This is a genomic window from Colwellia sp. MB02u-14, from assembly GCF_014076915.1.
Taxonomy (GTDB): Bacteria; Pseudomonadota; Gammaproteobacteria; order Enterobacterales; family Alteromonadaceae; genus Colwellia_A.
Window position 1 is genome coordinate 41404 of sequence record NZ_JACGUX010000081.1, and the last position, 24789, is coordinate 66192.

The 24789-nt window shown below is 37.8% G+C and carries 22 protein-coding genes; 10 read left to right on the forward strand and 12 right to left on the reverse strand.

Annotation, left to right across the window (positions count from 1 at the left end; all coding sequences use genetic code 11):
• Positions 1-51 precede the first annotated feature (51 nt).
• Entirely contained in the window at positions 52-1293 is a 1242-nt protein-coding gene (locus H4J52_RS14390; RefSeq protein WP_182179378.1) for a tyrosine-type recombinase/integrase, read from the reverse strand.
• Between the two features lie 552 nt (positions 1294-1845).
• Positions 1846-1995 carry a hypothetical protein gene (locus H4J52_RS14395; RefSeq protein WP_182179380.1) on the reverse strand — a complete coding sequence of 50 codons (150 nt, stop codon included), beginning with the start codon at positions 1993-1995 and terminating at the stop codon, positions 1846-1848.
• Between the two features lie 401 nt (positions 1996-2396).
• On the opposite strand from H4J52_RS14395, the gene H4J52_RS14400 reads away from it, so the two are divergent.
• Complete coding sequence (locus tag H4J52_RS14400; protein ID WP_182224993.1) at positions 2397-2723, forward strand: VF530 family DNA-binding protein; 327 nt, start codon at positions 2397-2399, stop codon at positions 2721-2723.
• Between the two features lie 172 nt (positions 2724-2895).
• Here H4J52_RS14400 and H4J52_RS14405 read toward each other — a convergent pair whose 3' ends face one another.
• The 3 genes from H4J52_RS14405 to icd all read right to left on the reverse strand — a co-directional run bounded on the left by H4J52_RS14405 (position 2896) and on the right by icd (position 5346).
• A complete protein-coding gene (locus H4J52_RS14405) occupies positions 2896-3078 on the reverse strand; it encodes a hypothetical protein (RefSeq protein WP_182224995.1) in 183 nt (60 codons plus the stop codon).
• 246 nt (positions 3079-3324) lie between these two features.
• On the reverse strand, positions 3325-3882 hold the full coding sequence (locus H4J52_RS14410) for a cold shock domain-containing protein (RefSeq protein ID WP_182179386.1): 558 nt from the start codon (positions 3880-3882) through the stop codon (positions 3325-3327).
• A 213-nt stretch (positions 3883-4095) separates the two neighbouring features.
• Positions 4096-5346 (reverse strand): NADP-dependent isocitrate dehydrogenase, encoded by a 1251-nt coding sequence (gene icd, locus H4J52_RS14415; protein WP_182179388.1) that lies wholly within the window; start codon positions 5344-5346, stop codon positions 4096-4098.
• A gap of 311 nt (positions 5347-5657) precedes the next feature.
• Between icd and H4J52_RS14420 the strand changes: the two genes are divergently transcribed.
• Positions 5658-5894, forward strand: coding sequence for an RNA-binding protein (locus H4J52_RS14420; RefSeq protein WP_182179390.1), 237 nt, complete (start codon positions 5658-5660; stop codon positions 5892-5894).
• Between the two features lie 69 nt (positions 5895-5963).
• Here the strand turns inward: H4J52_RS14420 and H4J52_RS14425 are convergent, their stop codons facing one another.
• The 3 genes from H4J52_RS14425 to H4J52_RS14435 all read right to left on the reverse strand — a co-directional run bounded on the left by H4J52_RS14425 (position 5964) and on the right by H4J52_RS14435 (position 10184).
• Positions 5964-8195 (reverse strand): NADP-dependent isocitrate dehydrogenase, encoded by a 2232-nt coding sequence (locus H4J52_RS14425; protein WP_182224997.1) that lies wholly within the window; start codon positions 8193-8195, stop codon positions 5964-5966.
• A 306-nt stretch (positions 8196-8501) separates the two neighbouring features.
• Complete coding sequence (locus H4J52_RS14430; protein ID WP_182224999.1) at positions 8502-9608, reverse strand: hypothetical protein; 1107 nt, start codon at positions 9606-9608, stop codon at positions 8502-8504.
• A gap of 18 nt (positions 9609-9626) precedes the next feature.
• Positions 9627-10184, reverse strand: a complete 558-nt coding sequence (locus tag H4J52_RS14435) for a phosphoribosyltransferase (RefSeq protein WP_182179396.1) — start codon at positions 10182-10184, stop codon at positions 9627-9629.
• 148 nt (positions 10185-10332) lie between these two features.
• On the opposite strand from H4J52_RS14435, the gene H4J52_RS14440 reads away from it, so the two are divergent.
• The 3 genes from H4J52_RS14440 to deoD all read left to right on the forward strand — a co-directional run bounded on the left by H4J52_RS14440 (position 10333) and on the right by deoD (position 13261).
• Entirely contained in the window at positions 10333-11238 is a 906-nt protein-coding gene (locus H4J52_RS14440) for an endonuclease/exonuclease/phosphatase family protein (RefSeq protein ID WP_182225001.1), read from the forward strand.
• 112 nt (positions 11239-11350) lie between these two features.
• Positions 11351-12346: an adenosine deaminase gene (gene add / locus H4J52_RS14445; protein ID WP_182179399.1), complete on the forward strand. Its 996-nt coding sequence runs from the start codon at positions 11351-11353 to the stop codon at positions 12344-12346.
• A 210-nt stretch (positions 12347-12556) separates the two neighbouring features.
• Positions 12557-13261: a purine-nucleoside phosphorylase gene (gene deoD / locus H4J52_RS14450; RefSeq protein WP_146800086.1), complete on the forward strand. Its 705-nt coding sequence runs from the start codon at positions 12557-12559 to the stop codon at positions 13259-13261.
• A 246-nt stretch (positions 13262-13507) separates the two neighbouring features.
• On the opposite strand, the gene H4J52_RS14455 is transcribed toward deoD, so the two are convergent.
• The gene (locus H4J52_RS14455; protein WP_182225003.1) at positions 13508-14728 is read right to left on the reverse strand and encodes a phosphopentomutase; all 1221 of its coding nucleotides are present in this window, start codon (positions 14726-14728) and stop codon (positions 13508-13510) included.
• Between the two features lie 257 nt (positions 14729-14985).
• Between H4J52_RS14455 and udk the strand changes: the two genes are divergently transcribed.
• The 5 genes from udk to upp all read left to right on the forward strand — a co-directional run bounded on the left by udk (position 14986) and on the right by upp (position 19014).
• On the forward strand, positions 14986-15636 hold the full coding sequence (udk, locus tag H4J52_RS14460; RefSeq protein ID WP_259366657.1) for a uridine kinase: 651 nt from the start codon (positions 14986-14988) through the stop codon (positions 15634-15636).
• A 31-nt stretch (positions 15637-15667) separates the two neighbouring features.
• Positions 15668-16912 carry a NupC/NupG family nucleoside CNT transporter gene (locus H4J52_RS14465; RefSeq protein WP_182179402.1) on the forward strand — a complete coding sequence of 415 codons (1245 nt, stop codon included), beginning with the start codon at positions 15668-15670 and terminating at the stop codon, positions 16910-16912.
• Between the two features lie 24 nt (positions 16913-16936).
• Positions 16937-17710 (forward strand): deoxyribose-phosphate aldolase, encoded by a 774-nt coding sequence (deoC, locus tag H4J52_RS14470; RefSeq protein ID WP_182225007.1) that lies wholly within the window; start codon positions 16937-16939, stop codon positions 17708-17710.
• Between the two features lie 24 nt (positions 17711-17734).
• The gene (locus H4J52_RS14475; protein ID WP_182179404.1) at positions 17735-18310 is read left to right on the forward strand and encodes a thymidine kinase; all 576 of its coding nucleotides are present in this window, start codon (positions 17735-17737) and stop codon (positions 18308-18310) included.
• Between the two features lie 77 nt (positions 18311-18387).
• The gene (gene upp, locus H4J52_RS14480; RefSeq protein ID WP_182179406.1) at positions 18388-19014 is read left to right on the forward strand and encodes a uracil phosphoribosyltransferase; all 627 of its coding nucleotides are present in this window, start codon (positions 18388-18390) and stop codon (positions 19012-19014) included.
• Positions 19015-19096: 82 nt separating this feature from the next.
• Here upp and deoA read toward each other — a convergent pair whose 3' ends face one another.
• From deoA to H4J52_RS14495, 3 genes are all read right to left on the reverse strand, one after another.
• A complete protein-coding gene (gene deoA / locus H4J52_RS14485) occupies positions 19097-20398 on the reverse strand; it encodes a thymidine phosphorylase (protein ID WP_182179408.1) in 1302 nt (433 codons plus the stop codon).
• Positions 20399-20409: 11 nt separating this feature from the next.
• Positions 20410-20832, reverse strand: coding sequence for a cytidine deaminase (locus H4J52_RS14490; protein WP_182179410.1), 423 nt, complete (start codon positions 20830-20832; stop codon positions 20410-20412).
• A 157-nt stretch (positions 20833-20989) separates the two neighbouring features.
• Positions 20990-24148 (reverse strand): TonB-dependent receptor, encoded by a 3159-nt coding sequence (locus H4J52_RS14495; protein ID WP_182179412.1) that lies wholly within the window; start codon positions 24146-24148, stop codon positions 20990-20992.
• Positions 24149-24789 lie beyond the last annotated feature (641 nt).

Sequence of the window (24789 nt, forward strand, 5' to 3'; positions counted from 1 at the left end):
ACATTCATTTATTAAGTCGGTAGTAAGTCATACAAATAAATGAATGTTGGGTTAATTAACCTGTCTTTTTTTACCACTTTCCGCACGTTTCTTATTTTCACTTTGAACATATACCGTATCGGTTGTTGCCATGCTTGCATGACCAAGATCTTCTGAAATATCCTTAAGAGGGCGCCCGCGTTCAATTTCCATACTTGCACCGGTATGCCTTAACCAATGGGCAGAAGCTTCTTTCAATTTTAATGCCTTATTTTCACCTTCAGATCTGCGCATGTTTTCATGTGCTTGATCGAAAACACTTTGAACTAAACGGCGTAAATGTCGAGATGTCATACCACCTTGACCACGAACTTTCTCAACAAGAATTGAATTTTCATTACTTGATGGCAAACCTAATAAACCACGGGAAGAACGGTAACGCTCTAAAAAAGGTAAGAAATCAAGAGGAACCGTGATATCCCGTAATTTACGGCTTTTCCCAAAGACTTTAAGCCACCAATTTTCATCATCGTCTTGCCAAAAGTGTCCCATTGTAGGTGACCAATTTTCACGTTCCGATAGTTCGGAAATCCTTAAAAAAAGGGTTTTTAATGCAGAGATAACAAATAAATTTCGTTCAAATAGTGGATTTTCATCAGCCATTTCAACGGCTGTATCTAAAACATATTGCCATTGACTAGCGGTTAACCGTTTAACTTCTTTAACTTGAGAGTCTATTATAAAATGTCGGCAATCTTTTTTAGCTATTTGTGCGGGATTACCAATGCAAAAATCCTCAGCCATTAAATAGTTGTAGAAAACGATAATTGCGGTAAACATTGATGAAAGTGTTTGTTGTGATGGACGATATTTTTTCTTATCGATGATATATTCAGATTTTAGACTTTTAGGTGCTTGGATTTTATATGGGAACCAAAGTTCATTAGCTAAGGAATAACCATTGGATATTTTGAAACGTTCTTGATTTGATGTACCAATCCAAGTAACTGGTGGCTGCCAACAAAAGTCAGCATATTCAAGTAAGTCTGATTTACGTAATTGATCTATTGGTTTTTTCTTTTCAATAAATGACCACAAAAGAAAACGTTCAACGTCATTTCTAAATCGGTCATAAGTATGTGTAGATTTATTTCTACCTATATAAGTAAGGAAAACTTTCCCCCAATCAAATTGTTCAAGCCACCAAGGTTCATTTGATGAGAATATTTTATCTAACTCTGGGTAGTCATCAAAATCAAAATCACACAAATCAATGTATGGTGGATATAAAGGAACAGGTTTATTTAACAACATTATTTTGAAAACCAAGTAGATAGTACATATAAAGGCAGTCTAAACCATTATACTCACTATGTCCAATACTGAAGAGTATCGGACATAGTGGGCTATGTAGAATATAGGGAAGTGCTCCCTGTAACTGTGTTACTCAAAGCTTACCACTAGAACGACTCAATCAATGCTTGTAAACGTGATCTCATCTATTTAGCGGCCTGCATTAATGTTTCATGTAAAACTAGTTTGCAAATATAACGCTGGATCAAATTTATGTTCGCTTCTTTGTATTCTTAATAATAATTATCACTCTTTCTTACTGTGCGCTACGTGCATGAAATGTTTAATTGTGAGGCTTACCTTGTTAATTTTGACGTAGTGTCACGTTCAATGATGTAATTTTATTCAATTTAAAGTCTGTTTTTAATCTCTCAATGGTATGGCTCCATTTCGGTGTTGTCGGTTTACAAACAGAATTTTAATTACCACATAAGCCTGTTTCACTAAAAACAGTTTTAATTGATTTACTATTATGCCATTTAACTGGAACTAAGTATTCTGCATTATAATCAACTAAGCTCTCAAAAGCTGGATAATTTCTTGAGTGGTTAACTCGTTAAGTGTTTTATTGTTAAAGTCCCTAAATTGATATTTATCAGCTCTACGTATATCACTGATAACTTCTGCAACACCAACGTAACCAGTACCCGGATATTGATCCAAACACAACCACCAGCTTCTACAATGTTTAAGGTGTTAGAATATCAAAGTTGATGACCGGCATTATTTAATCAGACTTCATTGCATCAGCCCCAAATTGATACTTAAACGCCCTATCCAAACGTTGTTATTTTAATAGGCGCTTTTGGCTTTATTCACCATATATCAACCAGTTTACTGAGATCTATATCTACGAACCCAGAAGCATAATCGATTACTTGAGCTACAATATCTCGTGACGTTTTATTTCTTTTTAGTTTAATGATTATGACGCTATCGCTTGTATCGATTGCCAATAAGTCTATATATTTATCAAAAGCCGGTTTACTGACTAAGTATCATCTATCAATTCTGTCAATATTTAGAAAACTTGTTACAATGCTATTTTTGATTTTAGGCAGACTATGAATGAAAGTAATGATCCGCTACATGGGGTGAAACTTGAACAGATCCTAACCGAACTGGAGAAGAAAATTGGTTGGGATAAAATGGGTGAGCTACTTAACATTCGTTGTTTCACCAATAAGCCGCGTCTTAAATCAAGTTTAAAATTTTTGCGCACAACTCCTTGGGCACGTAGTAGAGTTGAAATTTTATACCTAAAAACATTTTGTAGTAAGCATAAAGAAACAGGGAAATTAATCAGGGGGATACTCGCCCAGAAAACAGCATCAGAAACGACCTCCAAAAAGCCCACTCCCTTTCTTTGGCCAACATTGAAAAATAAATAGACTTATGTCACAGGCGGGTCTCATTCGAGTATGCCTATTAGAAATAGGAAAAACGGTCTTGAATCGATTTATGATTTGATTCAAGACCATTTAAAGGACTTTATTTAAAACAGGCAGTTACAAAAAATCTATGACAGGGTCAATATCGCTTAAACTGGTTTAACAATTTTTTTCAATTTAGTTCTAAGTATTTAAAGCCCGTTATTTTCTCGCTTGTAATATGTGCTTTCGCTTCTTTTCTATCAATAAAAACACGAATACCAGCAGAATCTAATGCTTGTAGCACAACGTTATGATCCTCTAGTTCCTTGTCAACATAGCCAAACTTATCAAGTTTGTACTTAAGCGTAGCCACACTCATGAACTCTTTATTTTCAAAGCAGTAAAATTTAAGATTGTTTGATGTGTTGGTAATAGCCCACATGGTATTTTAGTTCCTTTTAGAACATTTTGAATAAGTCGATAGCCGAATAACAAATTATTCCATATTCCCGCTAGCTAAAATAGATTTATATTTTATTCGCATCCTCATTGTTCAGGCTTTGTGGTCGTTGTAGACTATTTTCATTGGCCCATGGTAAGAACCTACCATTGAAAAGATTTAAAAGCGTGAATCATTTTCACAAGGAATACCGTCTCCATCACCATCCATTTTCGTGTTTGGACAATGCTGTGTAAAATACTCGGCTTCTGAGCGCGAGGTCATTTGGCTACAGTGTTGCCTACCATCACATGCAAACTGTGAATTTTCACTTGAAAAAGAACTGACCGGTAATGAATGGCTCGGTGGTGATATTGAATGTTGTGGCGCTGAACTTGAAGGCGCTAACCCTAATCGTTGAAATACAAAAGCGCCAATACCGATGAACACAAGTATTAAGATAAGTTTATTTTTAGGCGCTGAAGTACTTCTATGAATACGCGGTTTATGTCTTTGAATGACTTTAGCTGCAACACCTTCAATACGACAATTAATGGCTTTGGTTTTACCCGTGGCTTGCTTTTCTATATCAAAGTAGATGAAGTCGCCTACTTTAGGCTTTCTACTCATGCTTTTTAGTGAGGATATATGAATAAACGTATCTTGATTAAGTTCACTCGATTCAATGAATCCAAAGCCTTTATCGTCTTTCCAGCTTTTGAGCTGTCCTTTGTACATTACGATCCTATACCTATGATAGATGATATTTCTAAACGATTAATTCGTGAGTCAGTATGAAGGTCTGCTACATACAGTAAAATAAGCATTAGCATCTATCACTTAACGTCGAATAACATCTCTGTAGATTGAAAGCTTTTAACAAGCTTTAAATTCTAAAATTCCATTAAAAGATGCTCAGTCGCGCACTACCCGACTGAGCATCTTAGCGGGTTACATATGGTCGATAATGCAATCGCCAAATTCTGAACAGGTGACTAAGGTCGCACCGTCCATCAAGCGTTCGAAATCATAAGTAACTGTTTTTGCATTAATAGCTCCCGACATTCCTTTAAGTAGTAAGTCAGCCGCTTCAACCCAGCCCATATGTCTTAACATCATTTCAGCTGACAAAATAACAGAGCCTGGGTTGACCTTATTCAAGCCGGCATATTTTGGTGCTGTGCCATGCGTTGCTTCAAAGATGGCAATGTCGTCATTCATATTCGCGCCTGGTGCAATACCAATACCACCAACTTGTGCAGCTAAGGCATCAGATATATAGTCCCCGTTCAAATTTAAGGTCGCTATTACACTGTATTCAGCAGGTCTTAATAATATTTGTTGTAACATTGCATCAGCAATAACATCCTTGATGATAATCTCTTTGCCAGTTTTTGGGTTTACAAATGAACACCACGGCCCCCCTGCAATAAAGTCAGCACCAAATTCATCACGTGCTAATTGGTAACCCCACTCTTTAAAGGCGCCTTCGGTGTATTTCATGATATTGCCCTTGTGTACTAAGGTCACCGACTCTCTGTCGTGATCAATGGCATACTGAATGGCTTTTCTCACTAAACGCTCAGTACCTTCTTTAGACACTGGCTTAATACCAATGCCACAGTTTTCGGTAAAACGAATTTTTGTCGCACCCATTTCTTCAATTAAAAAATTAATCATTTTTTTAGCTTGTTCAGTACCGGCTTTATATTCGATACCTGCATAAATATCTTCGGAGTTTTCTCGAAAGATAACCATGTCAACTTCACTTGGCTTTTTAACCGGGCTTGGTACACCAGTGAACCATTGCACTGGGCGCTGGCAAACATAAAGATCTAATATTTGTCTTAGGGCTACGTTTAATGAACGCATACCGCCACCAACGGGTGTCGTTAAGGGCCCTTTTATTCCTACTTTATATTGTTTGAACATGTCTAAGGTTTCATCAGGCAACCATGTTTCTGAATCGTACACTTGTGTTGCTTTTTCCCCGGCGTAAACCTCCATCCAATGAATTTTACGTTCACTGTTATAGGCTTTTTCAACAGCAGCATTAACAACTTTTATCATCGGTGGTGTCACATCGATACCGATACCGTCACCTTCAATAAAAGGAATAATTGGATTGTTAGGGACACGTAGTTTTCCGTTCTCGCTAGTAATGGCTTGACCGTCTGTGGGGATTATTACATTTGTAGACATATACGATTCCTCTTCTTTTGCAAAATAACATTAAGGGCTTTTGAACTTAACACCTATATTATTTAAATTATGGATAAAACTGCTTGTTTTAGTATAGGTTATCTTCCCTTTAACGTTAAAAATAAATGAAAAAGAGCTTCAGCACTAATACAGAATAGGTGATATCGACTATAACGACGGTGAATAATTCAAACATTCGTTTAAATTACATGTTTGAAAGGCATTAATAACGGTTAATGAAATAAAATAGCTTGGTGAATGTAAACTATCTTGAGATAATTACTTTTAATATTATTTTTATAGGATTGTTGATGAAACTATTAGTACGTAATTTATCTCGCTCTACAACCGAACAAGAAATTCGGATTTTATTTTCAGCTCATGGTGGTGTCACCGAATGTACTTTAGTTTTAGATCAAGAAACGGGAAAATCTAAGGGTTTTGCTTTTGTTGAAATGCCGACTGAAGCTGAAGCTAAAAAAGCGATCAAAGCGCTTCATGAAACTAGAATTGGCAGTAACAGAATTAGAGTTAAAATATCTAAATAATGTCTAGCGTTCAATAAAAAGGCTGAGCATCTATAACGATGCTCAGCCTTTTTTATATCACGTACTCCGTTAGAGTAAGCTAGATAATATCGTATTAAAGGTTTCGCTTGGTCGCATTGCTTTACTCGCAAGTTCAACGTCAGCATAGTAGTAACCATTGATGTTCATTGCTGGTCCTTGCGCGGCATTTAATTCAGCAATAATTTTATCTTCTTGCTTAGTTAATGCTTGAGCTATCGCTGTAAAACCGGCTTTCAACTCTTCATCATTCGTTTGCTCGGCAAGTGCTTGTGCCCAATACATAGCAAGATAAAAGTGGCTGCCACGGTTGTCTAATTCACCAACTCTGCGAGAAGGTGATTTATTTTCATCAAGGAACTTGCCCGTTGCTGAATCCAATGTATCTGCAAGGACTTGTGCTTTGTTATTCTTTGTATGAACACTTACATGTTCTAAAGAGGCAGCAAGTGCTAAAAACTCACCTAAAGAATCCCAACGTAAATGGTTTTCTTTTTCAAATTGTTGTACGTGCTTAGGTGCTGAACCGCCTGCGCCTGTTTCAAATAACCCACCACCGTTCATAAGTGGCACAATTGAAAGCATTTTAGCACTCGTTCCTAATTCCAAAATTGGGAATAAATCAGTGAGGTAATCACGTAAAACATTACCCGTTACTGAAATAGTATCTTCACTATTCGCTGTTCGAGCTAAAGTAAATTCACACGCTTTAACCGGCTCTAAAATTTTAATATCTAAATCTGTCGTGTCATGATCAGCTAAATAGGTATTAACCTTTTTAATCATCTCGGCGTCATGACCACGATTTTCGTCTAACCAAAAGATAGTAGGAACGTTGGTTGCTCTAGCACGTGTTACGGCTAGTTTTACCCAATCTTGAATAGGTGCGTCTTTAACTTGACACATTCTCCAAATATCACCTTGAGCAACGCTATGTTCTAATAGCGTTTCGCCGTTGTCATTTACAACACGAACAGAGCCTTTACCTGTCATTGTAAATGTTTTGTCGTGCGAGCCATACTCTTCAGCTTTTTGAGCCATTAAGCCAACGTTTGGAACGGTACCCATAGTTGTTGGATTAAAGGCACCATTTTCACGACAAAAATCAACAACCGCTGAGAATACACCCGCGTAGTTACGATCAGGGATCATAAATTTAGTATCTTTTTGCTTACCCTCTTTATCCCACATCATTCCTGATGCTCTTAAAGCGGCTGGCATTGAAGCATCGATAATAACATCGCTAGGCACATGGAAGTTAGTAATACCTTTATCTGAATCAACCATCGCAACTTCTGGACGTGTCGCATAAACAGCCGCTAAGTCAGCTTCAATTTCAGCTTGCTTTTCACTTGGTAAGCGAGAAATTTTTGCATAAACATCGCCAATACCATTATCAGCATTAACACCCAGTTGTTCAAAAATAGCGGCATGCTTATCAAAAACGTCTTTATAGAAAACTTTAACCGCATAACCAAACATGATCGGATCTGACACCTTCATCATGGTTGCTTTTAAATGAAGAGAAAGTAAAACGCCCTCTTCTTTGGCTTTAGCTGTTTCGGCTTCATAAAACTCAACTAATGCAGACTTGCTCATTACCGCAGCATCAATAATCTCTTTGTCTAACAAAGGTAGGTGTTCTTTTAATAAAGTAACATCACCATTGTCGCTAACAAATTCTATTTTTACATTCGTTGCAGCATTTAGTGTTGTTGATTTTTCACTGCCGTAAAAGTCACCTGCAGGCATATGAGCAACGTGTGATTTTGATTCTTTTGACCAAGCACCCATAGAATGTGGATTTTTACGCGCATATTGTTTAACTGAACTCGGTGCACGACGGTCTGAGTTACCTTCACGCAAAACAGGGTTAACGGCAGAGCCTAAAACTTTTGCATAAGTAAGCTTGATTGATTGTTCTGCTTCATTTTGAGGCTCAGCTGGGTAATTAGGTAAATTATAACCCTTCGCTTGCAGCTCTTTAATTACCGCTTCTAATTGTGGAATAGAAGCTGAAACATTAGGTAATTTAATAATATTAGCTTCAGGTGTTTTTGCTAACAAGCCTAATTCTGCTAAAGCGTCACTTACACGCTGTTCAGCTGTTAAATATTTAGGAAAGTTAGCCAATACACGAGCGGCAAGTGATATATCACGAGTCTCTACGTTAATGCCTGAAGAAGCCGTGAATGCTTGAATAATTGGTAATAAAGAATGAGTCGCCAACGCGGGCGCTTCATCGGTAATCGTATAAATTATTTTTGTTGAATCTGAGCTCATCTACTTTCCTATTTCTAATCTGCTGATTGCCTAATAAAGTGAACGTTATGGCGTTTAGCTATACTTCCACTCTATCAATATTAATTTTTCCGCGATAACGCTAGCGCGTTTTAAAAATGTGATTATTATTCGCGAGTCACCTGCCTGAGTTAGCTCAGACATAAAAAACCAGTGGGATCACCACTGGTTAACCTGCGCATTATAAACCTTCACGTAAGCTTCGTAAACAATATGGCTATAATTACAAATAACTAATATTGATTTTTAAGCGTTTACTCTGCACAAAGCTGTTGTCGGACAACTTATTTATTCAAACCAATGCTTATCAATGGGTAATGAAAATAACAGCGGCGCTAAACGTTTATAGTTATCGCGGTTTGATGCACATTTTACATTTTCCATATAATGGGCTTTCCAAGGGTCATTGATCAGCCAAATCTCATTATTAGCAACCGCTACACCTTCTAAAGAGGTATTACCAATAAGCTCCCAGTCTTTGCACTCCTCATCATGACTAACAACAGGCGCTAAAAACGTCATTGAAATAACTTTTGTTGGTTTTTTATTTGCTAAATCAATAATCCATAATTGATTGTCATTTCTTGCCGCCGCCGCTAGATAACCAGGGTGATTATCTACAGGTAAATAATCCATACCATTTATCGGGTGTTGTCCTTTACTAAAATTCGGTAATACAACGTGAGTATCTACAACAGTCGCAAATTCTTCTGACACCCAAAATTTTTCAGTTAACGCCAATGAAAAAATACGAGCCGCACCTTTATTATCTTTTTCTAAACCTAGATATAACGTGTTGTTTTTACCAAAAGCCAAGCCCTCAATACCATCATTAGCGTAGTCTCCTACGTTATAACGCGCATTAAATTGGAGCGGCCTTACATGTGTCATTGACAAAACATTGTTTTCGTCAATTTCTAAACGTACTAATAGTGATGGGTATTTTGTCGAGCCCGTCTCTTTAAAGCGTTGCTGACATGCTGGTGAAAGCTGAACACCGTCGCGAGCATCTTCGGTAACAACAACAAAAACGTTATCATTGTTAGGGTCAACAGCTAATGCTTCAAAGTCAGGTTTGTCGGCTAAGTATGGGTAAAAGCAACTTTCTTTTACTTGGTTCGATAAGGTCATTACGAGCGATTTTTCTGCCACGAGTGCTGAAGCAGGGTCAATAATGTGTAATTGTTTTTGCTGAGAGTGATGAGCAGATCGGTCAGATAATGAAAGTAACTTTCCTCGCCACAACTTTAATGCTGAAGTTTGGGGGTCTAACATCACCGCTTTATTGGTCTCTACCAGCCACTTTCCTTGTAAAGTAACTTGCTGATGAAAGTCATCATCAGCAAGTACAAAAGAAGTAGAGAGATAAAAGGCTAAAAAGGATAAAAGCTTCATTAACGTCTCAACCTTTAATTATTTTAAAAGATGTAATATATTTGCTAAGTCTGCTTTGCCTTCGGCAATTTCTTCTTGCGTTAAACCTGATAATTCATGTGGAAAAACCAACCACTCATCTGACTCGTGAACATAATAATCAGGTTTTATGTCAACTACGTTATTGGTTGGTTTATACCAAGGGCAAGCAATACGAACATCGGTAGGCATGTTGTTGCGTGCTAACTTCTTAAGCTGTTTTATCAACGCGTCAATACTTCTGCCTGAATCAAACACGTCGTCAACAATCAGTAAACCATCAGTGGCATTGGCATTTTCGATAATGTAATGCAAACCATGCACTTTAATTTCTTTACTTTGTTGGTTAATACCGTAGTAAGAAGACGTACGAACAGCAATATGGTCAGTTTCAACATTTTTGAAATCAAAATATTCTTGAACTGCAATACCAACAGGTGCTCCGCCACGCCATATACCAATGATAAACTGGGGTCTAAAACCATCTTCAAATACTTGTGCTGCGAGTCTAAAAGAATCTTCGAGTAGTTCTTGTGCGGTAATAAATTTTTTATTCATAGTGGTTGTTTCTTACTGTAAAAGTAGTGTAATGTGACAAATTATATCAATTGTTGACCGAATGGTTAAGTAAATTATTCAACGAATTAACTTTTATTATCTACCAGTGCTCAAAATAATACATTGAGTTTAACTAAGAGAAGTATTAATGCAAAAAAAAATATTAACAACTGCTAGTTTACTCTTTAGCCTCATGTATGTTTCACCCAGTTACTCACAAGAACTAAAAGTAGCTTCATGGAATATCGCTTGGTTAGGTTCTCATGAATATAATAAACGAAAATCTAACGATTATCAGCAATTAGCTGTATATGCCAAACAACTAGATGCAGACGTCATTGCTTTGCAGGAGGTTGAAGATGAAAATTGGGCTCGTAAGGTATTTGGTAATGAATATGACTTTTATTTTTCAACCAAAGATTGGGTACAACGTGTTGGTGTTGCCGTTAAAAAATCAGCAGGCTTAAGGGTTGTTGCTAAAGAATATAAAGCGTTAAATGTTACCCGAGTGAGACACGGTATGGATGTCACCTTATCGAGAAACGGTAAAGAAATAAGACTCCTTGCGGTACATTTGAAATCGGGTTGCTTTGCCTTGCCACTCGATGCTAAAAACCTCGCTTTATTGCCAAGTAATACCGATAAAGAATTAAGATTAAAAGAAGCATGTACTACCCTGAGTATGCAAATTGAACCACTTGAACGTTGGGTAGATGAGCGCGCTAAAGATGACGAAGCCTTTATTGTACTTGGCGATTTTAACCGCCGATTCTCACAAGACATAAGTCATAAATACGCTGAAGATCAAGGTTTATGGCAAGCACTAGACGATGAAGCAAACGAGTCACTTTGGACACCTACAGCCACTAAAAACTCTGATTGTTGGGGCGGTTACTACAAAGACTATATAGACCATATTGTGTTTAACCCTAGCGCTAAAAGTATGTATGTAGACAACTCTTTTGAACAATTAGTCTTTAAAGAGAAATACACACGAGAGCTCGCTAACACCTTAACCGATCATTGCCCTATCTCCGTTAAATTAAAGCTTTAATTAATGAACCCCTAGCAGCATATTAAGGATTTTAAGCTAAAATAGAAAATAAGCGTTAACCGTTGCTCGTATTAACGAGCAACACTTTATATTATTAGGACAACATTTCCCCATGTATAACAAGCAACTGCCACTTATAGACCTTCACCGACATTTAGACGGTAACATTCGCCCTAAAACTGTTTGGCAATTAGCCCAAAAGAACAATATTCAACTACCTGAAGCTAATTTTGAAGACTTCCTCCCGCACATTAAAATTACTAATAATGAGGCCGACCTACTCGCTTTTTTAAAGAAATTAGATTGGGGCGTTAAAGTCATAACGTCATTAGATGATGTCATTCGTATTGGTTATGAAAATGTTGAAGACGCTTACTTGGCCAACATTGACTATGCCGAGTTACGTTTTTCGCCATTTTATATGGCGATGACCCATCAACTGCCTATTGAAGGTGTTGTTGAGGCTATTATTGAAGGGGTCAATCAAGGGTGTAAAAAATATCCTACCAAAATAAACTTAATTGGCATTCTTAGCCGTACCTTTGGTGTTGAAAACTGCCAAACCGAACTCAATGCAATATTAGCCCATAAAGATAATATTGTTGCACTTGATTTAGCCGGAGATGAATATAATTTTCCTGGTCATCTTTTTGAAAGCCATTTCAAAAAAGCCCTCGATGCAGGTTTACAGATAACAGCACATGCGGGTGAAGCTGCTGGCCCAGAAAGTGTTTGGCATGCCATAGAAAAACTTGGCGCAACAAGAATTGGTCACGGCGTAGCTTGTGTAAAAGATCACAAACTTATGGATTACATGCGTAAACATGAAATTGGTCTTGAGTCATGCCTCACCTCGAATTACCAAACAGGTACGATAAAAGACTTAACCAAGCACCCCATTAAAACCTTTTTAGCGAATGGTCTTAATGTTTGCCTCAATACCGATGATCCAGCCGTTGAAAACATTGAGCTTGAAGATGAATTCAATCTTGCGAGCAAATTACTTAAGCTCAATGAAGAGCAAATAACTCAATTACAAACCAACGCGATTGAAATGAGCTTTTTAAGCAACGAAGAAAAACAAAGCCTACGTGAATTAAAAATATAGGTGAAGATAAGTGCTGTATTGGCGTTAATGATCAATCGATAATTGATCGTTTCTTCACTTAGTATTATTATAACGCCATTAACTCTTAGGCGATGTTAAAACATCGTCAAAAACAATTTTTCAGTAAAAAATCCTTGATAGCAGTTTGATCTCATCAGCTCTGGCTAAAAACTTACTGAGTTACACTTAACGAACTAAAGGATAACTCTTATGCCAACACCACATATTGAAGCTCAAGCCGGCGACTTTGCAAAAACAGTATTAATGCCGGGCGATCCGCTTAGAGCAAAATATATTGCCGATAATTTCTTAGAAAATGTTAAATGCGTAACGCGTGTTCGTAACATGTTTGGTTACACGGGCACTTATAAAGGTAAGCCTATTTCAGTCATGGGTTCAGGAATGGGGATCCCTAGCGTTTCAATATACGCGACTGAACTTTATAAAGACTACGGCGTTGAAAGTATTATTCGCATTGGCTCTTGTGGCGCTGTTCGTGACGACATAAAAGTGCGTGATATTGTTATAGGTATGGCAGCAAGTACTGACTCTAACGTGAACAGACAGCGTTTTCATGGCGTTGACTTTGCAGCATGTGCAGATTTTTCATTATTAAAAAGTGTGGTAGATACTGCCGAACGATTAAATAAGCCCGTACGCGTAGGTAACATTTTTACGGCTGATTTATTTTACACACCTCAACCAGAAATGTTTGCCACCATGGAGAAATATGGAATTTTAGCGGTTGAAATGGAAGCAGCGGGTCTTTATGGCGTAGCAGCAGAATACGGTAAAAAAGCATTAACGGTGTTAACGGTGAGCGACCATATTAAAACGGGTGAACAAACTACAGCTGATGAACGTGAAACAACGTTTAAAGACATGATGGAATTAACTTTAGAAAGTATTCTATAACGTTTAAATGAAGGTTATGTTGTGATTAGCCATCGACGTGGATGGAAATACTCATGCTAATAGGTATAAACGCCTAAGAACGGCCAGAGCACCACAACATTGCATACAAGGATATAGAGACTAAGTTTTGTTTGAAAAATAAACTGACCGTTTATCCTAAACATAAAAAGGGTTAGCATTAATGGCTAACCCTTTTTTATATCAACTATTTAAGCCAAGTAAATGGTTTGATCAAGCAAAAAATGGCTATGTGTTATTAAAACCAAGCTCCGTTAAAAAGCTTGTCCCGTAAGCCATTTCTTCAACACTAAACAGTTCTGCTATGGTTTGTCCTAAATCAGCAAAAGTGGTTCGTCTACCTAAATTCACTGAAGCAATATTGTGATGATAGGCTAATACCGGCACATATTCACGTGTATGATCGCTACCTGGCCAAGTTGGATCACAACCATGGTCAGCCGTTAGAAACAATACATCGCTATCTTTCATCGCACTCAGTACTTCAGGGATGCGAGCATCAAAAGCTTCAAGCTCTCTAGCATAACCTACTGGGTTACGTCGATGGCCAAAGTCCTGATCAAAATTAACTAAATTAGTAAAGATTAATGCATTATCTTGTGCGCTATTAATATGAGTGATGGTTGCATCTAATAACGCATCTAATCCCGTTGCCTTGGTTTTTTCACTAATGCCTTGATGAGCAAAAATGTCAGCAATTTTACCGACACTTATCACATGAGTACCGGCATCATAAATTTTATCAAGTACCGTCGGCGCTGGTGGTAATACCGAGTAATCGCGACGGTTACCAGTTCTCGCAAAATTTTCGGGAGTCTCACCAATAAAAGGTCTTGCTATAACTCGTCCTATATTTAAGCCTTCAAGTTCAGCGCGTACCGTTTCACAATACTTATAAAGATTGTCTAGACCAAAATGTTCTTCATGTGCCGCTATTTGAAAGACACTGTCTGCTGAGGTATAACAAATGGGTAAACCTGTTTTGATATGCTCTTGCCCTAATTTTTCTAGAATGTCAGTGCCAGAGGCATGACAATTACCTAACATACCGCTAAAGCCTGTCGCCAGATTAACTTTTTCAATCAAATCTTCAGGGAAGGCATTTTCTTTATTGGTGAAATATCCCCAGTCAAAAAGTACGGGAACACCGGCCATTTCCCAGTGTCCACTCGGCGTATCTTTGCCGGTGCTTATTTCTTGTGCATAACCGTAAGCGCCTTTTTTGGGCTCACCACCTTGCTGTGGAAAATCAGTATTTGAAGCCTCGTGGCCAGCTTTAAATAAACCTAAACTTGCAAGGTTAGGTAAGTTTATGGCCTTTCCTGTCTCGGTGTAATATGCCTTAGCAAGGTTAGCAAGGGTATTTGCACCAACATCACCAAATTCTGCTGCGTCAGCAGAGTAACCGATGCCAAAACTGTCTATCACTAAAACTATTGCGCGGGCCATAGCATTTCCTTTATGATCATTTTTCAAATATATATTCATAAATAGCAGAATAAAACATGACCACATGGTCAAGTTGTGCTAATTTATCACCTTTTGAAAATGGGGTAAATGATGCTTTTAAAAATACGCTGATAAAGTAACGTATTTTTCATCATTACATCATAAAAGTATAAACTAGCTTTTAATTACTGTCATCTCTACAGCGGATGGCAGAATTAAAATTATTTTTGAAGCTGAATTATCGACAGGCAAAAACATTGAACGCAAATAAACCGACAATTATTACAATCACTGGTCCATCAGCATCGGGTAAAACCCTTTTTGCGCATACGATTCATGATGAACTTATCGATGAACTAGGTGAAGACGGTATTTCCATTTTAAGTGAAGACGCATACTACCGCTCACAATCTCATTTAACGATGTCTGAACGTGAACAAACAAACTACGACAACCCAAGCGCCTTTGAGCATGATTTATTAGCCGAGCACTTAAAAAGTATCACTGAAAATAAATCTATCGATGTGCCTATTTATTGTTATAAAACACACACACGTTTAAATGAAACCCGCAGATTTACACCCACCAAGATTGTCTTGGTTGAAGGCATTTTATTACTGACAGATAAAGCACTTCGAGATCAGTTTGACATTAAAGTTTACATGGACACACCACTTGATATCTGCTTGGTTAGACGCATTAAACGCGATTTAACTGAACGCAATAGAAGTATTGAGTCGGTAACCAATCAATATTTAGAAACAGTGAGACCGATGTACTATCAATTTATTGAACCCTCTAAAGCTTGGGCTGATATAGTGATCACTCGCGGCGGAAAAAACAGAATGGCGATTGAAGTGCTTAAAGCAAAAATACGCCAACTCTCAAAACTACCACTACAAAAATAAAAATAACAATAATTATAAATTAAGGGGATTTATGGATTTTTCCGCATATAGAGGGGTAATAGGCATATTTGTTTTATTAGCCATCGCCTATGGACTTTCAAAAAGCAAAAAAGATATTAACTTTCGTACCGTAGGTTTTGCCTTTTTATTACAACTGTTACTGGGTGCTTTTGTTTTATATGTTCCCTTTGGTAAAGACGTATTAACGACAATCACCTCAAGCGTACAAAGTGTCATTGACAGTGCGAAGGTTGGCATAAGTTTTCTCTTTGGTGGGCTTGGCACAGACGCAATGTATGAAAATGGCGTTGGTTTTGTTTTTGCTATTCGAGTGTTACCTAATATTATTTTCTTCTCTTCTTTAATTGCCGTTCTTTACTACCTTGGCATTATGCAATGGGTCATCAAAATTATTGGCGGGAGTTTACAGAAATTATTAAAAACCAGTAAGCCAGAGTCACTTTCAGCCACCGCCAATATATTTGTTGGTCAAACTGAAGCCCCCTTAGTTGTTCGTCCTTATATAGCTAAAATGACACAGTCAGAACTCTTTGCCATTATGGTAGGGGGACTTGCTTCTGTAGCAGGCTCTATTATGGCAGGTTATGCAGGTTTAGGTATTGACCTTAAATATTTAATCGCGGCATCTTTCATGGCAGCTCCCGGCGGTTTATTAATGGCTAAAATTATATATCCTGAAACCGAACCTGAAAAAATCATTCAAGAAGAAGTTGACTTCGATGAAGGCGATGATAAACCGGCTAACGTCATTGACGCAGCGGCTTCTGGAGCTGCATCTGGGTTAAAACTGGCGGTAAACGTGGGTGCAATGTTATTGGCATTTATTGCGCTAATTGCTTTACTAAATACGATTGTTGGCGGTATTAGTGGTTTATTTGGATATGATAATATTACTATCGAACTCATTCTCGGATACGTTTTTGCCCCTTTCGCATTTATTATTGGTGTACCGGTAAACGAAATGCTGCAAGCAGGCAGTTTTATCGGCCAAAAAGTGGTTGTAAATGAATTTTTTGCTTACGTAAATTTTGTTGAAATAAAAGACACGCTTTCACCGGTAACCCAAGCAATTGTAACGTTCGCGTTATGTGGATTTGCTAACTTATCTTCAATAGCCATTTTACTTGGTGGTATTGGCTCAATGGCTCCTAGCCGTAGACGTGATATCGCTAGGCTTGGTGTCCATGCAATGTTAGCTGCAACGTTAGCTAATTTAATGAGTGCTGCTATTGCCGGCGTATTCATTTCTTTGTAGAGAAATAAAAGGAAAATAATCGTAATGTCTGATCTTAAAAAAGTTGCTCAGCGCGCCCTTTCGTTAATTGATTTAACAAGCTTAACGGATAGTGAAACGACAGAAGAAATTAAAACCTTGTGTCAACAAGCTAATTCATCAGCAGGCGCTACGGCCGCTATCTGTATATACCCACGGTTTGTACCGCTCGCAAAAAAACTATTAAAAGCACAGCAAACCCCTCATATAAAAATTGCTACGGTAACTAACTTTCCTCACGGAAATGACGATATAGATATCGCTCTAGCCGAAACACAAGCTGCTGTTGCCTACGGGGCTGACGAAGTTGATTTAGTCTTTCCTTACAAAGCATTAATGCAAGGTAACGAAGCGATTGGCTTTGATATGGTAAAAGTGTGTAAACAAGCTTGTGGTGAATTTGCTAAGCTCAAAGTTATTATCGAATCTGGTGAGCTTAAATCAGCAGTATTAATTGAACAAGCAAGTGAAATTGCAATTAATGCCGGTGCTGATTACATCAAAACATCAACAGGTAAAGTACCGGTTAATGCCACACCAGAAGCCGCTAAAATTATGCTTGAAGTCATTAAAAATAAAAACATCAATGTTGGTTTTAAACCCGCAGGTGGTGTTAGAAATGCTGAAGATGCCGCGGTTTACCTTGATTTAGCTGATAGTATATTAGGTAATGAGTGGGTTGATAATAACCATTTTCGTTTTGGCGCAAGTAGCTTATTGAACAGTTTACTTGACACGCTAGGACACACCACTGAAAATAAGTCAGCAAATAGCTACTGATCACCATTGATAAAGAAGTAATTCATGGCACAACTGTATTTTTATTATTCATCAATGAACGCAGGTAAGTCGACTCACCTGTTGCAATCATCTTATAATTATCGCGAACGTGGTTTAACAACGGCTATCTACACCGCACAAATTGATGACAGGTTTGCCAAAGGAAAAGTCGCCTCGCGTTTAGGTATAGACGCAGATGCTTTCTTATTTGATGATAGTATCAACATGCTCGTTGATATAAAAAACAAACACCAGGCAAAAAAAATTGATTGTGTGCTTATTGATGAAGCACAGTTTTTGTCAACAGAACAAGTAAAGCAGTTAACGGATGTTGTTGATTTATTGCATATACCGGTATTAGCTTATGGCATAAGGACTGATTTTCTAGGAGAAACTTTTTCTGGCAGTGCTGCCCTGCTCGCTTGGGCTGATAAATTAGTCGAATTAAAAACGATTTGTCATTGTGGACGTAAAGCTAACTTTGTCATCAGACAAGATGAATATGGTGTGCCTGTAAAAGTGGGTCAACAAGTTGAGGTGGGTGGTAATGAACGTTACGAGCCTCTTTGTAGAGCCCATTTCAAGCAATTAGTCTGGTAAACATAGTCATTTCTTCTTTGTTTAATACGAGGAAGATATTTATCTCATTTGTCCCTGTATAAAACAAGGAATACTCCATGTCAGTTTTTGAAAGCACTCACCCACTGGTCAAGCACAAAATTAGTTTATTACGAGATAACAATATTTCAGTTAAAGCCTTTCGAGAGTTGACTAAAGAAATATCAATGTTACTGACGGTTGAAGCAACCCAACACCTTAGTCTTAAAAATACCTCATTAACCTGTTGGTCTGGCGAAATATCAGTCCCTACACTTGCTGATAAACAACCCACGCTTGTTCCCATATTACGTGCGGGTTTGGGTATGCTTGAAGGCTCTCTTTCAATATTGCCTTGTGCAAAAATTAGTGTTGTTGGCATACAACGAAATGAAGAGACTTTAGCGGCTGAAAGTTATTACGAAAATATAATTTCTGATATAGAAAACAGAACAGCAATTATTATTGACCCGATGCTAGCAACAGGCGGCACTGCATTAGCGACAATAGATTTATTAAAAACCTCAGGTTGTAAGACCATTATCGCGCTATTTTTGGTTGCGGCACCAGAAGGCATTAAAATGATAGCAGATGCTCACCCTGATGTTACGTTAACCATTGGCGTAATAGATGAAAAACTTAACAAGCAAGGTTATATTCTACCGGGTTTAGGTGACGCAGGAGACAAGATTTTCGGTACGTTGTAATATTCGATACGTGATAAATTGACTAAAGTATTAAAATCACTTCTTATGGGCTAAATAAAAAGTGATTTTATATGATGCAAGCTTAATAGATCACCGGTGGTAATTCAGGTGACTCTTCAGAATAAGTGATTGCTTGTTGAAATTGCTGAGCAGCTAATCGCGCAGAATTTTCATCTTTCGCATGAACACGCGCAATAACTTCGCCACTGTTTACTTGTACTCCCAGCGGTAAAATTCGATCGAAACCCACACTGTGATCTACTTTTTGTTTTGGCGCAGTTCTACCGCCGCCTAAACCAACCACTGACATACCGACATCACGGGTGTTCATTTGTGCTAAGTAGCCATGTTGACTCGCTTTTATCTCCATAATAATTGCAGCTTTATGCATTGAACCCCAAGGGTTTTCAACAAAATCTGTTGGACCACCTAAAGCCGCTATCATACGTTCAAATATTTCTGCCGCTTTACCTGAATGCAGCGCCTTATCAATTTTAAGATAGGCACTTTGTTCATCGCTTGCTAAACCAGAGTTTACTAACATCGCACAGGCTAACGTTTTAACAACCTTATGCAAACGTGGTTCTCGCTGTTTACCGGTTAAATATTTAGCGGTTTCATACATTTCAATAGCATTACCAGCACTGGTGCCTAACACTTGATTCATGTCAGTGATGATCGCTTGAGTTTTAACGCCGGCACCATTGGCGACACTTGAAATACTCTCAGCAAGCGCTTTAGCATCGTCAAGAGATGACATCATCGCGCCATTACCCACTTTGACATCCATCACTAAAGTATCAAGACCCGCAGCGAGTTTTTTAGATAAAATAGAGGCGGTTATCAGGGGAATAGACTCAACCGTCGCGGTGACATCTCGAATACTATAAAGGCGTTTATCTGCAGGCGCTAAGTTGTCAGTTTGGGATATTATAGCGACACCCACCTCTTTTACGATGCGCTTAAATTCAGCTATGGTCGGTTCAACATTAAAACCCGCAATACTTTCTAATTTATCTGAGGTACCACCGGTGTGTCCTAACCCGCGCCCTGAAATCATTGGCACGTAAGCACCACACGCAGAAACGATTGCAGCAAGCATAAAGCTCACTTTATCTCCTACTCCACCTGTAGAGTGTTTGTCTACAATGGGGGCATCATAGCCCTCCCACGAAAGTACATCACCTGAGTTCATCATCGCTTTAGTGAGTGTTACTTTTTCTTCAACCGACAATCCTTTTTGAAAAATTGCCATCGCCATTGCACCCACTTGACTGTCGGAAAAACTGCCGTCAACTAAACCCTTCACGAAACTGTGAATTTGACCTTCGCTGAGGTTTTTACCATCACGCTTAATGCGAATAATTTCTTGCGGTAATACCATGGTTAAAATCCTTATAGATCCAGTAGATCTTTTGGTGTGAAAGCATCTGGTAAAAGTTGTGCCACACTCCACACTTGCTGTTCATTTTTGTGATTAAACGCAATCACCGGAGCTGATTGTTCAAAAAACTCGGCGATAACTTGTCGACATGCGCCGCACGGTGGCGTTAATTTGTCTTGCTCGGTATAAATAACGATCATCTGAAAGCTCTGCTCGCCTTTTATCACGGCATGGCTTACACAATTACGCTCTGCGCAAACCGTTAAACCATAAGACGCATTCTCAACATTACAACCTTGAACAATATTTCCCTTTGTTGTTAAAGCAGCGGCACCTACATAAAAATTGCTGTAAGGCGCATAAGCTTTACCATAAGCTTCTTTAGCGGCGGCTTTTAAATTTGCCGGTATTTCGATTGTATTTGTATTTATCATTATAAAGATTCAAGAGTTATTGAGTCGTATCAGAATAACATAGTTGACCAAGTGGTCAAGTATGTAGTTTAGGTATGAGTAAAAGGGTTAAATTTTTCCATAAAAAAAAACCCTTTAGTAAACTAAAGGGTTTTTATTGAAGTCATACTCAGTTGAATTAGAACTTGTAGCTAACGCCTACTTTAATTCTCCAAGAAGAACGCTCAGCATCATAATATGTTGGCGCACTATCTCTAAACCCTTCACTATATTCATAAGTATTAGTATCTTGGTCGTAATTAATATCAACTAACTCTCTAGCATTTGTGAAGTTAGTCACATTAACTTTACCTGCACTACTATCGATTAAGTTAAGAACGTTTTTAACCGAAACGAAAAGCACACCTTTATGACCTTCCATAAAACCAGGAACTTCTTGGCTATATTTAAAGTCAAGACGAGAATTCCAAGGTCCTGTTTCAGTATTACGAGGTGCAATTCCACCAGCATATTTCGTTAAACCACTCGCATCAAGTACAGTTTTAAGTTGTTCATAACTATAACCATCAGCATATGTTACCGCTGCATCATCTGCACCTGTTGGTATATATGGTAAAAACATATCAGCTCTTGTGTAGTTGTTTTGACCACCGAAAGCATTTGAACCGCCATCATATACCCAACTGTAAGGTCGACCTGATGAACGTTCACCTTGAAGTGAGAAAGTCGAGTTGTAACCTTCAAACAATTCAATGTTATAAGACAAGTTTAGTTTGAAACTATGTTCAATTTCATAACGGCTTGTACCAACTTGAGGGTTGTTTCGATCAGCGGTATTATATTTCGAGAAGTTTGAGTTAGAGGTTGAACTCGTTCCGCCAGCTAATGATGTTGCGTCAGTATTTGCATATGAAACATTGAAATAAAGACCGTTATCAAACGCTTTAGCTGCACTTAAAGTAAATATCTTACGTTTGCCGCCTTCACCATTTGTAACCATAGCATCAGCTCTATCACGCGAGCCTGTGCCAACAGGGATAACACGACCATCAGGACCAACAACAGATTCTTGTGTCGTTCTGTATAATTCTTTCCAGCGAACAGCGTCTTTTTCTTCAACGTACATGAAGCTAGTTTCTAAATCCCAACCCGTACCTAAATAAGGACCTAAATCAGCGGTATAGTTCGCTGTTAAACCTACACGCCATTCGCTTGGCAATTCAAAGTTAGGATCGATTGCATCAACATCGCCGTCACCTGGAGTCAGTGTTGCACCTGCAGGAGGTTGAGTTATATCAGCATTTGTTAAGTCAACATCATTTACGTTTGCACGTACATTGATTTGGCCATCATTTGAATATACGTTAGAAATCCAAACATTTGGAGTACCACCATAATAGCGACCGATACCACCACTTAAGGTCAAGTCGTCTTGCACTGACCAGTTAAAACCGAAGCGAGGTAAGAAAATATCTTTACCGTCTAAACTATTAGTGTTGCTAAAACCATATAAACCAACAAAAGCTTCGTTTTCACGGATAGTGCCAGACGTTGAAATACGCTCATATCGCACACCTGCATTTACCCATAACTCATCGTTAATTTGCCATTTATCTTCAACAAAAAGGTGGAAGTTTGATAATGAAAACTCTGCTGCTGCATCATTCGCATTACCTGTGTAAGCATTTGAATAAGAAACACGTTCAGCATTTTGATTTTTGAAGTCTTCTACTGAATCAAATAACCACTCACCTCGAGAAAAAGGTACAAACTGGTTAAATACGTTGGTTTTTTCAATACCAACACCAAATGACAATACATGTTCTTCAAGTAAATATTCACCGTCAAAATCAATAGCTAAAGTGTCATTTGTCAATTGGTTGGCATGACGATATGCGTCAGTACCAAGCCATATTGAATTTGAATCACGGTCAGAGCATCTCTCATCACTTTCACCGATAGTGATACACGCTTGACCAATTTTTTTATCGTTTAAAACATCAGAGAATGAACCCTGTTTGTTTTCAACATCTTTAAATGAAACACTTAACTGTGTTGATAGTTCATCAGTCCAGTATGAATAAAGTTGTAAAGCATATGATTCAACACTTGCATCAACGTTATACCAGTTACTCAATAAACCAAATTGATTTCTTGAACTTGTATGTTGATCACGCACTGAGTTATCTTGTGTGTTTTGATAAGTAAATGCTGCACGATGGTCATCATTGATATTCCAATCAAGCTTAACAATTAATTTTTCGCTATCGTTAGATAGGCCATCAGCAATACCGCCAGCGTTAACGCCATAGACTTCTGAAGCAATATTTTGTACTTCTGTAATCGTATCAGAAGTTAACCAATCTTTAGGATTTGCAGTACCAGGACCAAAATTATTTACAAATGGACTTTTAGACTCTTCATAACTTACAAAAAAGAACAACTCGTCTTCAATAATCTTGCCGCCTAAAGCCATACCATAATTTTTACGTGTAAAGTCTAAATTGATATCTTCGCCATCTTCATTTTTAGGCGTGCCGGCTAAAGAATCACTTGAGTAGTCGTAAAACAACTCTCCAAATAGTTCATTAGTACCTGATTTTGTAACCGCATTTATTGACGCACCGGTAAAGCCCGAAGCTTTGGCGTTAAAAGGGGTAATATCAATGGCTACCTGTGCAATAGACAATAAAGAAATAGGAGAACCGTTCGTTGGGTAACCGTTTGCACTTAAACCAAAATCATCATTTTGTTTAACGCCATCAATTGACAAGCTGTTAAAACGTGGATTTACACCACCTACTGACATTTCATTACTATCGCTATCAGAAATGTTCACCAAAGGATTTTGACGAATAATATCTTTTAAATCACGGTCAAATGCAGGGGCACGATTAATATCATCTGCACCATATACACTACCCATGCCATTTTTAGCGCCATGAATTAACGCATGACGACTACTACCAGAAACAGATATACGCTCCATTTCTTCTGAGCCTAGTTCAATGCTGACTTGTGAAGTTTGACCTAATTGAAGAAATATATTTTCTAAGGTTTTATCTTGATAAATATTAGAGTCAACAATGACTTTATAAGGACCACCTACTCTTAAACCGCTAGCAGAAAATACACCACTTTCGTTTAGCTTAACTGTTTTTTTAGAGCCTGTAGGTATATGTATAACAGTAACCGTAGCGCCTGTAACAGGTGAACCGCTATTACTTAAGATTTGTCCTCGTATTGAGGATGATGTATCAGCAGCCATAGCTGAAGTAGAAAGTCCAAGCGCTAATACAACGGCGCCTGTTATGAGTGAGAGACGAGGAGTGTTCATCTGTTATTCCTTGATTACGTTTTTAATTATTGATTACGTTTTAAGTGTTGATTACTTATTAATATTTTTAGCAACTAAAAACTTAACCAGTTGCTCTGTTTTTAATTTCGAATGAAATTAGACCAGATTTTTATTACACTTTCATTACATATTTTCAGACTTTTTTAAAATCAAATGTTATATGACAACTTTTTATAAATAAAGCGAAATCCAAAAACAATTAATAACGTTAATAAACAATAGGATAAAAAACAATCAAGGCGTTATCAATATAATTGATAATGAAAATGGACTTTATATAAGATATTGGTATCGATATCTTATTTTAATTCCCTTTAGTTATATGTGTGTGCAGCCAGTTCATTACATAAGTATACAAATAAAGCATAAACAATCATGTTTACAACAGATTGAGCTGATTTTATTTAGGTAAGCGCGTAAAATGTAAATAATAATAAACGTCAGGAACATCGATTAAAGCGTTAAAGTGCCCTTTCAAATAAATGTGTAAACATTTATAGTAGAATTTCATAAAAATGTAATTTTGTCTCTTGAATCTACGACAAGATCGAGATAAGTCTAACGAGCCATAAAAGTTAACTATATGGTCAAGACCTAGTAAATAAATAAAATTATAATAA

What these genes read in the sequence shown, in the direction of transcription:
- H4J52_RS14390 (WP_182179378.1), bottom strand. Translation starts at nt 1,293, where the DNA reads ATGTTGTTAAATAAACCTGTTCCTTTATATCCACCATACATTGATTTG.
- H4J52_RS14400 (WP_182224993.1), top strand. Translation starts at nt 2,397, where the DNA reads ATGAATGAAAGTAATGATCCGCTACATGGGGTGAAACTTGAACAGATC.
- H4J52_RS14410 (WP_182179386.1), bottom strand. Translation starts at nt 3,882, where the DNA reads ATGTACAAAGGACAGCTCAAAAGCTGGAAAGACGATAAAGGCTTTGGA.
- icd (WP_182179388.1), bottom strand. Translation starts at nt 5,346, where the DNA reads ATGTCTACAAATGTAATAATCCCCACAGACGGTCAAGCCATTACTAGC.
- H4J52_RS14420 (WP_182179390.1), top strand. Translation starts at nt 5,658, where the DNA reads ATGAAACTATTAGTACGTAATTTATCTCGCTCTACAACCGAACAAGAA.
- H4J52_RS14425 (WP_182224997.1), bottom strand. Translation starts at nt 8,195, where the DNA reads ATGAGCTCAGATTCAACAAAAATAATTTATACGATTACCGATGAAGCG.
- H4J52_RS14430 (WP_182224999.1), bottom strand. Translation starts at nt 9,608, where the DNA reads ATGAAGCTTTTATCCTTTTTAGCCTTTTATCTCTCTACTTCTTTTGTA.
- H4J52_RS14435 (WP_182179396.1), bottom strand. Translation starts at nt 10,184, where the DNA reads ATGAATAAAAAATTTATTACCGCACAAGAACTACTCGAAGATTCTTTT.
- H4J52_RS14440 (WP_182225001.1), top strand. Translation starts at nt 10,333, where the DNA reads ATGCAAAAAAAAATATTAACAACTGCTAGTTTACTCTTTAGCCTCATG.
- add (WP_182179399.1), top strand. Translation starts at nt 11,351, where the DNA reads ATGTATAACAAGCAACTGCCACTTATAGACCTTCACCGACATTTAGAC.
- deoD (WP_146800086.1), top strand. Translation starts at nt 12,557, where the DNA reads ATGCCAACACCACATATTGAAGCTCAAGCCGGCGACTTTGCAAAAACA.
- H4J52_RS14455 (WP_182225003.1), bottom strand. Translation starts at nt 14,728, where the DNA reads ATGGCCCGCGCAATAGTTTTAGTGATAGACAGTTTTGGCATCGGTTAC.
- H4J52_RS14465 (WP_182179402.1), top strand. Translation starts at nt 15,668, where the DNA reads ATGGATTTTTCCGCATATAGAGGGGTAATAGGCATATTTGTTTTATTA.
- deoC (WP_182225007.1), top strand. Translation starts at nt 16,937, where the DNA reads ATGTCTGATCTTAAAAAAGTTGCTCAGCGCGCCCTTTCGTTAATTGAT.
- H4J52_RS14475 (WP_182179404.1), top strand. Translation starts at nt 17,735, where the DNA reads ATGGCACAACTGTATTTTTATTATTCATCAATGAACGCAGGTAAGTCG.
- upp (WP_182179406.1), top strand. Translation starts at nt 18,388, where the DNA reads ATGTCAGTTTTTGAAAGCACTCACCCACTGGTCAAGCACAAAATTAGT.
- deoA (WP_182179408.1), bottom strand. Translation starts at nt 20,398, where the DNA reads ATGGTATTACCGCAAGAAATTATTCGCATTAAGCGTGATGGTAAAAAC.
- H4J52_RS14490 (WP_182179410.1), bottom strand. Translation starts at nt 20,832, where the DNA reads ATGATAAATACAAATACAATCGAAATACCGGCAAATTTAAAAGCCGCC.
- H4J52_RS14495 (WP_182179412.1), bottom strand. Translation starts at nt 24,148, where the DNA reads ATGAACACTCCTCGTCTCTCACTCATAACAGGCGCCGTTGTATTAGCG.